Below are 14,396 nucleotides of genomic sequence, written 5' to 3' on the forward strand. Positions count from 1 at the left end.
CGCTTGATGATTTGAATACGCTATTCGTCGAAGAACGTGACCGTATCGGCCACGCTTGCGCGCGAGGTCCGGTAGCTGTTGACCTTGTGCGCATTGTCGGCAAAGCCGAACGAAATGCCGCAGACCACGCGGCGGTCGTCGGCGAGGTTGAAGTGCCGGCGGATCAGCCCGGAATGCCGCGCCAGTGCTGCCTGCGGGATGGTGCCGAGACCGAGCGCCTGCGCCGCCAGCATGAAATTGCCGACATAGGCGCCGCAATCGACCGCGCCGTAAGTGCCGAGCGGCTCGTCGGTGTGAATGACAGCCACATGCGGCGCGCCGAAGAAGTTGTAATTCTCCAGCGCCTGTTTGGCATAAGCCATTTTATCGCCTCTGGCGATGCCGAGCGTGTTGTAGAGCTGGAATCCGCTCTCGCGCCGGCGCTCGAGATAGACGCCGAGATATTCGCGCGGCGGCGTGAAATCATGCTCGTCCTTGCCGCCCGAGGAAGCCTCGGCATAGATCGCCTTGCGAAACCGCTCCTTGGCCTCGCCGCTCGCGATCAGCACCTGCCATGGCTGGCTGTTGCACCATGACGCGGTGCGCTGCGACACGGTGAGGATATGCTCGATGGTCTCGCGCGGCACCTCGCGCGGCAGGAAGGCGCGCACCGAGTAACGTTCGCCGAGCAATTCCTCGAGCACGCCGATGCGGTCTTCGGCCGCGTAGCGCGCCTTCGGCGCTTTTGCATCCATGGTCATCGCCCTTTGGTCGGGATCTTGTTGAACGGCACGTCCTTGTCGACCCGGATATCGCCGGGCAGGCCGAGCACGCGCTCGGCGATGATGTTGCGCAGGATTTCGTCGGTACCGCCGGCAATACGCATCGACGGCGAAGAGAGCAGCATCTGCTGGAACTGGCCGCTTGCGGCTTCTTCATCCGCGCCGGTCAACGCACCGGCTGCACCCTCCAGGTCCATCGCGTAGGTCGCGATGTCCTGCAGCATCGTGCCCGACACCAGCTTGCCGATGGAATTCTCCGGTCCCGGCCGCTCGCCCTTCGACAGCGACGAGATCGCGCGGTAGCTGGTGTATTTCAGTCCGCTGGCCTTCACCGCCCAACTCGCAAGTTTGGAACGGACAGCTGGATCGTCGATCGCGAGCCCGTCATCGGTCATCAGGTTCGAGCAGAACTCGAACATTTCAGGAAAACCGGTCGCCAGCCGCGAGCCGATCGACATGCGCTCGTTCATCAGCGTGGTGAGCGAGACGTTCCAGCCGTCGCCGACCGCGCCGAGGCGCTGGCTGTCCGGGATCACGACGTCGGTGAAATAGACCTCGTTGAACTCCTGCATGCCGTTGGCCTGCTTGATCGGCCGCACCTCGACGCCCTTGCTCTTCATGTCGAGGAAGAACATCGTCAGGCCCTTGTGCTTGGGCACGTTGGGATCGGTGCGCGTGATCAACAGGCCGTAATCCGAATAGTGCGCGCCCGAGGTCCAGATCTTCTGGCCGTTGATGATCCAGTCGTCACCCTTCTTTTCAGCCCGCGTACGCAACCCCGCGACGTCGGAGCCGCCGGCGGGCTCCGAAAACAGCTGGCACCAGATATGTTCGCCGGACGCAAGCTTCGGCAGATAATGCCGCTTGTGCTCCTCGCTGCCGAACGCCATCACGGTCGGGCCGCACATGCCCTCGCCGATCTGGAACGGCTGGGTCAGCTTGCCGTAGACGCCTTCTTCCTGCTGCCAGATCACCTTTTCGATCGGCGTGGCGCCGCGGCCGCCATATTCCTTCGGCCAGTGCAGACAGGCCCAGCCGCCTTCGGCCTTCTTCTTCTGCCAGGCCTTGCCGACATCGACGATCTCTTCCTTCTCCAGCCGGATGCGGCCGAGCGAGGATTTCGAAAGCTCGGCCTCGTATTTTTTCGGCGCGTTGGCCTCCATCCACTTACGGGCGGTGGCGCGGAATTCGGCTTCCTGCGGGGTATCATCGAAGTTCATTGGCGGATTCCTCTCTTCTTGTCATTCCGGGGCGCGCGCAGCGCGAACCCGGAATCTCGATCCACAATCTCTGGATTCCGGGTATGCGCCTCGCGGCGCATCCCGGAATGACGGTTTGTTACGCGCGTCCCTTGGTCGGAATCTTGTTGAACGGCACGTCCTTGTCGACCCTGATGTCACCGGGCAGGCCAAGCACGCGTTCGGCGATGATGTTGCGCATGATCTCGTCGGTGCCGCCTTCGACGCGGGTGCCCGGCGCACGCAGCAGCATGGCCTGGAATTTTCCGGCGACCTCCGCGTCCTCCGGCCCGCTCAGCGCGCCGGCAGCGCCTTGCAGATCGAGCGCGTACATCGCGACTTCCTGCACCATCGAGCCGGCAACGAGCTTGCCGATCGAATTTTCGGGTCCCGGACGATCGCCCTTCGACAGCGCCGAGATCGCGCGCATGCTGGTGTATTTCAGCCCGCTCGCCTTCACCGCATAGTTCGCCAGCCTGGAACGCACGTTGCGGTCCTCGATCGCAGGACCATCGTCCAGCATCAGGCTGTTGCAGAAATCGAACAGCTCCGGAAATCCGGTGGAAACGCCGGCGCCGATCGACATCCGCTCGTTCATCAGCGTCGTCAGCGAGACGTTCCAGCCGTCATTGACGGCGCCCAGCCGCTGCGAGTCCGGTATCTTCACATCCGTAAAATAGACCTCGTTGAAATCGGACTGGCCGCTGGCCTGCTTAATGGGTCGCACCTCGACGCCCGGGCTCTTCATGTCCAGGAAGAACATGGTGAGGCCCTTGTGCTTGGCCACATTGGGATCGGTGCGCGTCAGCAGGATGCCGTAATCCGAATAATGCGCGCCGGAAGTCCAGATCTTCTGGCCGTTGATGATCCAGTCATCGCCTTTCTTTTCGGCGCGGGTGCGAAGCCCGGCGACGTCGGAGCCGCCGGCGGGCTCGGAGAACAACTGGCACCAGACCTTTTCGCCCGAGGCCAGCGGCGGCAGGTACTTTCGCTTCTCCTCCTCGCCCGCGAACGCCATCATGGTCGGCCCGCACATGCCGTGGCCGATGATGAACATGCCCGAGAGTTTTCCGAACGGGCCTTCCTCCTGCTGCCAGATCACGCGCTCGATCGGCGAGGAGCCACGGCCGCCATACTCCTTTGGCCAATGCAGGCAGGCCCAGCCGGCATCGGCTTTCTTCTTCTGCCAGGCCTTTGCGACCTCGAGGATGTTGGCGCCCTTGAGCACGGTGCGGCCGAGCGAGGATTTGCGCAGCTCTTCCTCGTACTGCTTCGGCGCATTGGCCCCGATCCAGGCTTTCGCCTCGGCGCGGAACGCGGCCTCCTGCGGGGTGTCATCGAAGTTCATTTGTTTGTCCTTGCTCGTCATTCCGGGATGGTCCGAAGGACCAGACCCGGAATCCAGAAGTTATCATCTCGAGATTCCCCGATGTGCAATTGCACATCTGAGGTTCGCCGCTCTGCGGCGCCCCGGAATGACGTTCAAGCCGCGTTCTTCTTGCGCATGCGGTCGATCAGCTGATCTTCCCAGTACGACAGGCTGCCGAGCGTCACTGCAGTCGCGTTGGCGCGGCGGTAGTACATGTGGCAGTCGAACTCCCAGGTGAAACCCATGCCGCCATGGACCTGGATATTGTTCTTGGAGCAATGCTGGAACGCCTGCGTCGCGCTGATGCGCGCAGCGGCGGCGGCTTCCGGCAGTTCCGAGGCGTTGGTCGAGAGCGCCCAGGCGCCGTAATAGCAATTCGAGCGCGCCAAGGTCGCCGAGACATACATGTCGGCAAGGATGTGCTTGACCGCCTGGAACGAGCCGATCGGCCGGCCGAAGGCGATACGGTCGAGCGCGTAATCACGCCCCATCTCCAGCGCGCGGTCGGAACCGCCGACCTGCTCGAACGCCATCAACACAGCAGCGCGGTCGAGCACTTGCGTGAGAATGCCCCAGCCTTCACCGGCGGCGCCGAGCGGCTCGGCCTTGCAGTTCTTGAAGGTCAGTTCGGCCTGGCCGTGGGTCGGATCGATGTTGGTCAGCGACCTGACCTCGACGCCGCCGGCCTTGAGGTCGACCAGGAACAGCGAGATATCGGCATCGCGACCGGTCGATCCCGTGCGCGCGGCGACGACGGCGAAGTCCGCGATGGCGCCGTCCGGCACCGGCTTCTTGACGCCGCTCAGCGTACCGCCGGAGGCCGACAACTTGATCGCCTGCGGCGATGGATTGCCCTTGCCCTCGAACAGCGCCAGCGTGCCTATCGCTTCTCCGGAGGCGATCTTCGGCAGCCATTTCTGTTTCTGCGCGTCAGAGCCCGCCAGCAGCAGCGCTTCGGCGGCGAGATACACCGTCGAGGAAAACGGCACCGGCGCCAGCGCGCGGCCCATTTCCTCAGCGATCACGCAAAGCTCGAGATGCCCGGCGCCGGCGCCGCCGAACTCTTCCGGGATCGCCACGCCGAGAAAGCCCATTTCGGCGAGGCCCTTCCACAAGGCCTTGTCGTAGGTCGCCTTGCCGTCCAGCACCTCACGCACCGCTTTCGGCGGGCACTTCTCGGCAAGGAACTTCCTCGCCGCGTCGCGCATCTGCTTTTGTTCGTCGGAGAAATCGAAATTCATGGCGGCTTACCTTTTCCTTGCTGTCATTCCGGGGCGCGTTGAAAACGCGAACCCGGAATCTCGATATGATAACCTCTGGATTCCGGGTTCGCGCTACGCGCGCCCCGGAATGACCAATGGGTAGAGCGTCGTCATGGCTCTACCCATCCTACGATCAGTTCAAAATGATCACGTCGTCTCCCGGCTTGTCGGCGTAAAGCCTCTCCACCAGCGCGGCGCGGCGTTCGAGGCCGGCGCGCTGGTTGATGTAGCCCTTGTCGGTGAGTTCGTTGCCGTCGATGGAGGGCGGCTCCGCCATCAGCATGGCGCGGGCGATCCGCATGCTGCTGCCGGTGCAGGAGGCGTTGTGCGCTTCCAGCCCGCGCTTCAGGCAGGCGATAATTTCGGGATGCCTGACCACGTCTTCAAACGACGCGTCGGGATTGCCGACGATTTGCCGGCAGGCATGCAGATTGGGCCAGGCCAGCAGGCCAATGAATTCCCGGTCCTGCCCCGCGACCAGCGCGTCATGCACCGCAGGCGTCGCGGCGGCGATGGCGTCAGTCCGTAGCGAGCCGACGTGCACAAAAGTGCCGGTGGTGAGCTTGAAATCCTCGACCACGCGGCCGGCGAAGATGATGCCCTGCAGCGGATCGTTGTCGTCAACGAACACACCGGCATCGCCGATGCAGTAGAAACCTTCCTCGTCGAACATCTTCTTCGTCAGATCGGGCTGACCGAAATAGCCGGGTGTGACGTTGATGCCGCGCAGGCGCAGCTCATATTTCGAGCCGCACGGCACCATCTTCAGTTCTACGCCGGGGAAAGGCAGCCCGATCAAGCCGACGCGCTCGGTGTCCCAATAGGTACCGGTGGAGGTCGGCGCGGTCTCGGTCGAGCCCCAGCCGGTATAGAACACGATGCGTTCGCCGGTAGTCTTCACCGCCAGCGCCTGCATGCGATCATAGAGATCGTCGGGCAGCCGCGCGCCGCCATAGGCCATGACGGTCAGATTCCTGAAGAAGCTGCGGCACAGCGCATCGTCTTTTTCCATCGCCGCCGCCAGCGCCGCATAACCGGCCGGCACGTTGGCGTAATAGGTCGGCGACACTTCGCAGAGGTTACGAAGGGTCTCCTCGAACAGGCCCGGCATCGGCCGCCCGTCGTCGATATAAAGCGTACCGCCATCGACCAGGATCGGATGGAATGCGGCGTTGCCGCCCATGGTGTGGTTCCACGGCATCCAGTCCAGCATGGTCGCGATCGGCCCGTTCGGATCGCGCGGCCGCACCTGCATCATCATCGCCGCATTGGCGCACATCATCTCCTGGGTGTTGATGACGGCCTTGGGCATGCCGGTCGAGCCCGACGTGAACAGCAGCTTGCCGACGGTGTCCGGCGTGATCTTTGCGATCGACTCGTCAACGGCCTTCGTCACCGTCGTCGCGGCGAGGTCGGCAAACGACACGCTCTTGATGCCTTCGCAGGGCCGCAGCACGTGCACGACGGTGACGCCGGTGAGATCGAGCGCTTTCAGCGCCTTCTCGAAGGTCGGGCCATCCTGCACCATCACGACCGCAGGCTTGATCAGGTTGAAGAGGTATTTGAGCTTGAGATGATCCTGGCTCATCAGCGAATAGGCCGGCGACACCGGCGCCGCCGGCAGGCGCGCCTGCATCGCGGCCTGCGTCATCAGCGCGTGCTCGATGGAATTGCCGGACAAGATCGTGACCGGATGGCCATCTGCAATGCCGAGATTGAGCAGGCCCTGCGTCAACCCGTCGACGGTGCGCTTGGCTTCACCGTAGGAAACCTTTCGCCATTGCCGGTCCGCGCCGCCGCGCTGCGCCAGCCAGATGCGATCGGGCGCTTGCTTCGCCCATTTCGCCAGCGACGCCGGAATATGCTTCTCGTAAGACTGCAGCGGAATGCGCGACTTCAGCACGATGACGCCGTCCGGCCGCCGCGCGACATCGATGTCGCGCTTCAGCCATTCGATCTTGCGAAAGCCGGGCTTGGTCAGCACCTCGGCTGCGTTCCCACTCATATTGCGTCTCCCGGAATTCGGTCCTTTTTCGGATCCTTCGTTCTTGTCTTGCTATCGTTTGATATAGACAGGCTTTCGCTTTTCAAGGAAGGCCCTGATGCCTTCGCCGAATTCTTCCGAGCGGCTGCACAGCACTTGATTACGGTCTTCCATCGCGATCACAGCCTCGATCGAGCCGGCATCGACGCTCATATTGAGGCATTCCTTGGAAAGCCGGAGGCCTACCGGCGAGGCCGTCATCATCGCCTCGACATAAGGTTCCGCTGCCGCATCGAGCCCGCCTTCGTCGACCACTTCAGACACGAGGCCGACGGCGAGCGCGCGCTCCGCGCCGATGAAGCGTCCGGTCAGGATCAGTTCCGACGCCACGGAGACGCCGACCAGGCGCGGCAGGAAATAGCTGGTGCCGATATCGCAGCCGCCGAGGCCGAGCTTGATGAAGGCGCAATTCATCCGCGCCGATCTGGTGGCGATGCGAATATCTGCCGCCAGCGCCAGCGCGAAACCACCGCCGGCCGCGGCGCCCTGAACCAGCGCGATGATCGGCTGCGGACAACGCCGCATCAGCATCACGATGTCGGCGATCCGGCGCTGCGAATCCAGCGACTCGGTGACGCCGGGCGGCTCCTGCTGCCCGGCCCGGCGTTTCATGGCATGTTTGAGATCAAGCCCGGCGCAGAACGACGCACCGGCCCCTTTCAGCACCACCACCCGCGTGGTGCGGTTGCGTTGAAGCCCCTCGAAATACGCATTCAGCGCATTGATCATGTCGGGGTTGAGCGCGTTGAGGCTATCAGGGCGATTGAGCGTCACCCGGTCGACCCCGTCCTCATGTTCGATCAGCAGCGGTTGAGTCACGAAGCGCTCCTCCGTCGTCGTCCCGGCGAAGGCCGGGACCTATACGCCGTGCCGCTGCGTGGCGGCACGGTCGTAGAGACCTTCTTAAGCAAGAACCGCCGCGGAGTATCGGTCCCGGCGTTCGCCGGGACGACTCGCGGAGATTACGCCGCCTACCTTGGCGCCATGCGGATGGCGCCGTCGAGGCGGATGGTTTCGCCGTTGAGCATCGGGTTCTCGACGATGTGGACCGCGAGGTTGCCGTACTCGGAAGCATCGCCGAGCCGGGCCGGATGCGGCACCTGCGCGCCGAGGCTCTTGCGAGCCTCCTCGTTCAATCCCATCAGCAGCGGCGTCAGGAACAGGCCCGGCGCAATGGTGTTGACGCGGATCTTCAGGCTGGCGAGGTCGCGCGCGGCCGGCAGCGTGAGGCCGACGACACCGCCCTTCGACGCCGAATAGGCGATCTGGCCGATCTGGCCTTCATAGGCCGCGACGCTGGCGGTGTTGATCGCAACGCCGCGTTCTTCACCGATCGGGGGCGCGGTGGCCAGCCGTTCGGCGAACAGGCGCAGCACGTTGAAGGTGCCGATCAGATTGACGTTGATGATGCGGACGAATTTTGCCAGCGGATAGACGCCGTCCTTGCCGACGGTGCGCTGCGAGCCGCCGATGCCGGCGCAGTTCATCAGCACGCGCGCGATGCCGTGCGCGGCTTCGGCCTTGGCGATCGCGGCCTTGATCGCTTCCTCGTCGGTGACGTCGGCATGCAGGGCGACGCCCTTCACTTCGGCGGCGACTGCTTCGGCGTTTTCCTTGTTCTGGTCGATCACGCCGATTTTTGCGCCCTTGGCGGCCATGGCGCGGGCGGTAGCGGCACCGAGACCGGAGCCACCGCCGGTGATGAGAACGGCAACATCATTCAACTGCATTTTGAGACCCTTTCCTTGAACTTTTCCTTGGACGTTTCTTCTCTGGACGTGCGAATGGCGAACAGGGAGCGGCGAATGGAAAAATCCATTCGCTATTCGCTACTCGCCATTCGCGGCTTTCTTTTCACTCAGCATGCCGCCGCAGATCAGCGCTTCCATGTGCTTGATGTACTGGCGGCAGACTTCATCGGTGACCGGACCGACGCCGGTCGCCCGCGACATCGCGTGGCGGCCGAAAAATAGGTGATCGCAGGCGCCGACCAGGCTGGTGTAGAACATCACGGGATCGATGTTGCGGAATTCGCCGGCCTTGATGCCTTCCGCGAGCAACCGCTTCTGGAACTCCAGCAGGGGCGCCACGAAAAACTTCGACACCTCGTCGGCGGCTTCCGTGCTGCTTTCATGCAGCAGATAGTGGATCAGCCGGTTCATGTACGGGAACTGGTAATAGGCGCGGATGATGCCGCCGATATGCAGCTTGAGTTTTGCGGTCGGCGAAATCGGCTGGCTGATCAGATATTCGAGCTGCGACATTTCGGTTGCGGCGTCGCGCGCCAATAGCGCCAGCAACAGGCCGTCCTTGTTGCCGAAATGATATTTCACCAAAGCGGCGTTGACGCCGGATTTCTGAGCGATGTCGGAGAGCGAAACCTCGATCGAGGCGCGCTCGATCATCAATTCGCTTGCCGCCACAAGCAGCTTCTCGGCGGTGGTATTTTTTCCGCCCGCCAGTTTGGTCGGTATGCTGGTATTCAACCCTGATGCCATCACTGCCTGCCGGAAATTCCGGCCGCACATAAGCGCATGCCGCGGCTGCACTCAAGAGTTAATTGATTGATTGACTAAATCCCGGGCCACCCCTTAAATCCGGCTCATCATTCAAAAGCCATCCAACAACAATTCAGGGAGAACAGACATGGCCGAGGCCTATATCGTCGCTACCGCTCGCACCGCCGGGGGCCGCAAGGGGGGACGTCTCGCAGGCTGGCATCCGGCCGATCTCGCCGCCTCCGTGCTGGATTCGCTGATCGATCGCAGCGGCGCCGATCCCGCGCAGGTCGAAGACGTCATCATGGGCTGCGTGATGCAGGCCGGCGAACAGTCCAACAATATCGGCCGCAACGCCGTGATGGCTTCAAAGCTGCCGGAAAGCGTGCCCGCCACCTCGATCGACCGCCAGTGCGGCTCGTCGCAGCAGGCGCTGCATTTCGCGGCGCAGGCGGTGATGTCCGGCACCATGGATTGCGTGATCGCAGCCGGAGTTGAATCGATGACGCGGGTGCCGATGGGCCTTGCGTCGTCGCTGCCGGCCAAGAACGGCTTTGGTCACTACAAGAGCCCCGGCATCGAGAAGCTCTACCCGAACATCATGTTCAGCCAGTTCACCGGCGCCGAAATGATGGCGGAGAAATACGGTCTGTCCAAGGAAGAGCTCGATACCTATTCCTACAACAGCCACCAGCGCGCGATTGCCGCCACCCAGGCCGGCAAGTTCAAGGACGAGATCGTCTCGCTGCAGATCACCCGCGCCGATGGCACGACCGACACCCACCACATCGACGAGGGCATCCGCTTCGATTCCAGCCTCGACGGCATCAAGGGCGTCAAGCTGATCGCCGAGAACGGCAAGCACACCGCCGCCAGCGCCAGCCAGATCTGCGACGGCGCTTCGGGCGTGATGGTCGTCAACGAAAAGGGCCTCAAATCGCTCGGCGTCAAGCCGCTGGCACGCATCCATCACCTCACCATGATGGGCGGCGATCCCGTGATCATGCTGGATGCTCCGCTGCACGCTACCAAGCGCGCACTGGAGAAGGCCGGCATGTCGGTCGACGACATCGACCTGTTCGAGGTCAACGAGGCCTTTGCCGCGGTGCCGGTTGCGTGGCTGAAGACCACCGGCGCCGATCCTGAAAGGCTCAACGTCAATGGCGGCGCGATCGCGCTCGGCCACCCCCTCGGCGGCTCCGGCACCAAGCTGATGACCACGCTGGTCAACGCGCTCAAGCAGCGCGGCAAGCGCTACGGCCTGCAGACCATGTGCGAAGGCGGCGGCATGGCGAACGTGACGATTGTGGAACGGCTGTAAGTTTCGCAATTGGCCGCAACAACAATGGTGTCGTCCCGGCCTTGAGCCGGGACCCATAACCACAGGAGTTCGTGGTTATGCAAAGCTGGAGCTCCAGCTCATTCCAACAACTCGATTCGGTGGTTATGGGTCCCGGCTCCTGATGCGCAAATGCGCATCTGGGCCGGGACGACACCGGTGATTGTTTCAGGATTTTTCCATGACCCATCCGTCGATCTACGCCCGCACGCATCCGAACAAGATCGCCTACCAGATGGCGGGCACCGGAAAAGCAATCACCTATCGCGAGCTTGACGAACTCTCGAACCAGGGGGCGCATCTGTTCCGCGCGCTCGGCCTCAAGGCCGGCGACCACATCGCGTTCCTGATGGAGAACCGCCTGGCGTTCATGGAGATCTGCTGGGCGGCGCAGCGCGCGGGACTCTATTACACCGCGATCAGCCGCTATCTGACGGAGGACGAAATCGCCTACATCATCAAGGATTGCGGCGCAAAAGTCTTCATCACCACGCCGAAATGCGCCGAGAAGGTGCAAGGCCTGATCAAGGGCGAGCCCGGCGAACCGCTGTTCTTCATGGTCGACGAGCCGCAAGCGGGTTTCCGCTCCTGGGACAAGGAAGCCATCGCGCAACCGACGACGCCGATCGCGGACGAGGTCGCCGGCTACGACATGCTGTATTCGTCGGGCACGACCGGACGGCCGAAAGGCATCAAGAAGGCGTTCGAGGGCAACAAGATCGACGTGCCCAACCAGTTCCTGAAAGTCCTCTGCGGCGACATGTGCGGCATGAATGCTGACAGCATCTATCTGTCGCCGGCGCCGCTCTATCATGCGGCACCTTTGCGCTTCAACATGATGGCGACCATCCTCGGCGGCACTTCCATCATCATGGAATCCTTCGACGCCGAGGAATTCCTGAAACTGGTCGAGAAATACAAGGCCACCCAATCGCAGCTGGTGCCGACCATGTTCGTGCGGATGCTGAAGCTGCCGGAGGAGGTGCGCAACCGCTACGACGTTTCATCGTTGAAGGGCGCCATCCACGCCGCCGCGCCCTGCCCGGTCGATGTGAAAGCCAAGATGATCGAGTGGTGGGGACCGATCCTGATCGAATATTACGCCGGCTCCGAAGGCAACGGCGTCACGGTGTCGAACTCGCAGCAATGGCTGAGCCATCGCGGCACCGTCGGCCGCGCCGTGGTCGGGAAGGTCAAGATTCTGGACGAGAACGATCAGGAAGCGCCGACCGGCCAGATCGGCACGGTCTATTTCGCCGACGCGCCTGTGTTCGCCTATCACAACGATCCCGAGAAGACGAAACGCGCCTACAACGACCGCGGCTGGTCGACGCTCGGCGACGTCGGCTATCTCGACGACGAGGGCTTTCTCTACCTCACCGACCGCAAGAGCTACATGATCATTTCCGGCGGCGTGAACATCTACCCGCAGGAAACCGAGGACGTGCTGATCACCCACGCTGATGTCGCCGACGTCGCGGTGTTCGGCGTGCCGAACGAGGAAATGGGCGAGGAGGTCAAGGCGGTGGTGCAGCCGCACGACATGGCCAAAGCCGGCAAGGAGCTCGAGGCAGAGCTGATCCTGTTCTGCAGAAAGCATCTGTCGCCGATCAAATGCCCCAAAAGCATCGACTTCGAGGCCGAACTGCCGCGCACGCCCACCGGCAAGCTGGTGAAGCGGCATCTGCGGGACAGGTATTGGCCGAAGCCGGCGGCGAAGGGGTGAGCCGTGCTTGCACACTCCCTGGGAGGGTGGGCACTTTGCATCAGGGACGAGATTACATCGATGCTGCCGGCGAGCAGGTGAGGGATTGCGCTGCGCGCAGATGCATTCGCCCGCGCTGCTTGGTGGCAGTAGTGGTCCATTGCGCCTCAATTCGCTGAAAGTCTTTCGACAGTTTTCCGCGATGGCTGCCGCCAGTCTCGAAGGGGGCGTTCCCCTCGGGCGACAGCTCGAAGATTTCGACCTGCAGATCCGACAATCTGACGAACATCTGGACCTTTATCTTCGTCACCTGGCGTCCGACCTCGTATGAGCCGCATCCCAACGCTTCCACATGCTTCTCGTTCAGAGCGCGCACCGAATCGAAGGTAATGACGACGTTTTGCACCGTCCTGTCACCATCCCAACTGAACTCGCCAAAATAGCCGCGCGGCAGGTTCTGGGTCAGATCCGTCACGTCAGCCGCGCGCGCGGCGGAGCCAAGCAGCAGGCTCGCTGCCGCGATCACCAGAACGAGGCGCGAAATCCAGCCGTGAAAATTGGTCAGCCCCAGCCAATGCATTGGTATGCATCCTGCGAGTTCGTGTTGCGGTCGTTAGTGGCCCCGGAGGCGGCCAAGGTTCAAGCCGTTGTGTTGGGGGCGGCAAGGCAAGCAACGGAGCCGCGCATGTCGACCGGCAAGCTGGTGAAGCGGCATTTGCGGGACCGGTATTGGCCGAAGCCGGCGGTGAAGGGGTAATATCTCGCTGTCGTCCTGGCGAAGGCCGAGACCCATACTCCGCGGCCCTTGTTGTTTCAGAAGGTATCCAACGTCGGTACTCTCATCGATAGGACACGGCGTATGGGTCCCGGCCTTCGCCGGGACGACGCGAGTCTTAGATTCGGTCATGCCCGGGCTTGTCCCGGGCATCCACGTCTTTACAGTCTCACCAAGAAGAACGTGGATGGCCGGAACAAGTCCGGCCATGACGAGGAAACGCCATGACCGCCCTCCCCGACATCCCGCTCCCCTCCGGCATTCGCTCGCGCTACATCGACGGTATAAACGGCCTGCGCATGCATGTGCTGGAAGCCGGCTTTGAGACCCGCGGCCGGCCCTGCGTGCTGTTGCTGCACGGCTTTCCCGAGCTTGCCTTCAGCTGGCGCAAGGTGATGCCGCAGCTGGCCGCCGCGGGCTATCACGTGATCGCGCCGGACCAGCGCGGCTATGGCCGCACCACGGGGTGGGATGCCAATTACGATGGCGATCTCGCCTCGTTCCGGCTCACCAATCTGGTGCGCGACGCGCTCGGGCTGGTGTCGGCTTTCGGCTACAAAAGCGTCGATGCCGTGATCGGGCATGATTTCGGCTCGTCCGTCGCCGCCTGGTGCGCGCTGCTGCGGCCGGATGTGTTCCGGTCGGTCGCGTTGATGAGCGCGCCGTTCGCCGGCCCGCCGGCGCTGCCGTTCAACACCGCGGATGCACCGGCCAAGCCTGCAGCGGAAGACCCCATCCATCGCGAGCTGGCGGCGCTGCCGCGGCCGCGCAAACATTACCAATGGTACTATTCGACGCGCGAGGCCAACGCCAACATGCACCACGCGCCGCAGGGCGTGCATGATTTCCTGCGCGCCTACTACCATCACAAGAGCGCGGACTGGAAAGACAACGCGCCGTATCCGCTGAAATCATGGACGGCGGCCGAAATCGCCAAACTGCCGACCTATTATGTGATGGATTTCGTAAAGGACATGGCCGCGACCGTCGCCGAGGAAATGCCCTCTGCAGCCGCGATCGCCGCGAACACATGGCTGCCGGACAGCGAGCTCGCGTTCTACAGCGCCGAATATACCCGCACCGGTTTCCAGGGCGGCCTGCAATGGTATCGCTGCGGGACGTCCGGAGCGTTTCTGCCTGAATTGCAGACCTGGTCGGGCCGCACCATCGACGTGCCCTCGGCCTTCATTTCGGGCAAGCAGGATTGGGGCACCTATCAGCGCCCTGGTGTGTTCGAGACCATGCAGTCGAAGGCCTGCACCAATATGATCGGCTGCCATCTCGTCGATGGCGCCGGCCATTGGGTGCAGCAGGAGCAGCCTGCCGAAGTGAGCCGGCTGCTGCTGCAGTTTCTGGAAAAGGCCAAATCTGTCCGCTGATGGTTTGACCGGATCGCCTTGGGTTC

The 14,396-nt window shown here is 62.8% G+C and carries 12 protein-coding genes; 3 read left to right on the plus strand and 9 right to left on the minus strand.

Going from position 1 to position 14,396, the window contains the following annotated elements:
• Positions 1-20: 20 nt before the first annotated feature.
• From JQ629_RS30125 to JQ629_RS30160, 8 genes are all read right to left on the minus strand, one after another.
• The gene (locus tag JQ629_RS30125) at positions 21-734 is read right to left on the minus strand and encodes a nitroreductase (protein WP_212415700.1); all 714 of its coding nucleotides are present in this window, start codon (positions 732-734) and stop codon (positions 21-23) included.
• A gap of 2 nt (positions 735-736) precedes the next feature.
• Positions 737-1,981 (minus strand): acyl-CoA dehydrogenase, encoded by a 1,245-nt coding sequence (locus JQ629_RS30130; protein WP_212415701.1) that lies wholly within the window; start codon positions 1,979-1,981, stop codon positions 737-739.
• Positions 1,982-2,099: 118 nt separating this feature from the next.
• The gene (locus JQ629_RS30135; RefSeq protein WP_212275905.1) at positions 2,100-3,347 is read right to left on the minus strand and encodes an acyl-CoA dehydrogenase; all 1,248 of its coding nucleotides are present in this window, start codon (positions 3,345-3,347) and stop codon (positions 2,100-2,102) included.
• Positions 3,348-3,481: 134 nt separating this feature from the next.
• Positions 3,482-4,609: an acyl-CoA dehydrogenase family protein gene (locus JQ629_RS30140; protein WP_212269736.1), complete on the minus strand. Its 1,128-nt coding sequence runs from the start codon at positions 4,607-4,609 to the stop codon at positions 3,482-3,484.
• A gap of 154 nt (positions 4,610-4,763) precedes the next feature.
• Positions 4,764-6,635, minus strand: coding sequence for an AMP-binding protein (locus JQ629_RS30145; RefSeq protein WP_212415702.1), 1,872 nt, complete (start codon positions 6,633-6,635; stop codon positions 4,764-4,766).
• 51 nt (positions 6,636-6,686) lie between these two features.
• On the minus strand, positions 6,687-7,493 hold the full coding sequence (locus tag JQ629_RS30150; protein WP_212415703.1) for an enoyl-CoA hydratase/isomerase family protein: 807 nt from the start codon (positions 7,491-7,493) through the stop codon (positions 6,687-6,689).
• A gap of 152 nt (positions 7,494-7,645) precedes the next feature.
• Positions 7,646-8,404, minus strand: a complete 759-nt coding sequence (locus tag JQ629_RS30155) for an SDR family NAD(P)-dependent oxidoreductase (protein ID WP_192737070.1) — start codon at positions 8,402-8,404, stop codon at positions 7,646-7,648.
• 99 nt (positions 8,405-8,503) lie between these two features.
• Positions 8,504-9,172: a TetR family transcriptional regulator gene (locus JQ629_RS30160; RefSeq protein WP_212269733.1), complete on the minus strand. Its 669-nt coding sequence runs from the start codon at positions 9,170-9,172 to the stop codon at positions 8,504-8,506.
• A 148-nt stretch (positions 9,173-9,320) separates the two neighbouring features.
• Between JQ629_RS30160 and JQ629_RS30165 the strand changes: the two genes are divergently transcribed.
• Positions 9,321-10,493, plus strand: coding sequence for an acetyl-CoA C-acetyltransferase (locus JQ629_RS30165; protein ID WP_212415704.1), 1,173 nt, complete (start codon positions 9,321-9,323; stop codon positions 10,491-10,493).
• A 199-nt stretch (positions 10,494-10,692) separates the two neighbouring features.
• Positions 10,693-12,237, plus strand: coding sequence for an acyl-CoA synthetase (locus tag JQ629_RS30170; RefSeq protein ID WP_212415705.1), 1,545 nt, complete (start codon positions 10,693-10,695; stop codon positions 12,235-12,237).
• A 52-nt stretch (positions 12,238-12,289) separates the two neighbouring features.
• Here the strand turns inward: JQ629_RS30170 and JQ629_RS30175 are convergent, their stop codons facing one another.
• A complete protein-coding gene (locus tag JQ629_RS30175; protein ID WP_349631348.1) occupies positions 12,290-12,742 on the minus strand; it encodes a hypothetical protein in 453 nt (150 codons plus the stop codon).
• A 473-nt stretch (positions 12,743-13,215) separates the two neighbouring features.
• Between JQ629_RS30175 and JQ629_RS30180 the strand changes: the two genes are divergently transcribed.
• Positions 13,216-14,370, plus strand: a complete 1,155-nt coding sequence (locus tag JQ629_RS30180) for an alpha/beta hydrolase (RefSeq protein WP_212415707.1) — start codon at positions 13,216-13,218, stop codon at positions 14,368-14,370.
• Positions 14,371-14,396 lie beyond the last annotated feature (26 nt).

Source organism: Bradyrhizobium sp. AUGA SZCCT0222 (assembly GCF_018130205.1).
In the GTDB taxonomy this organism is placed as follows: domain Bacteria; phylum Pseudomonadota; class Alphaproteobacteria; order Rhizobiales; family Xanthobacteraceae; genus Bradyrhizobium.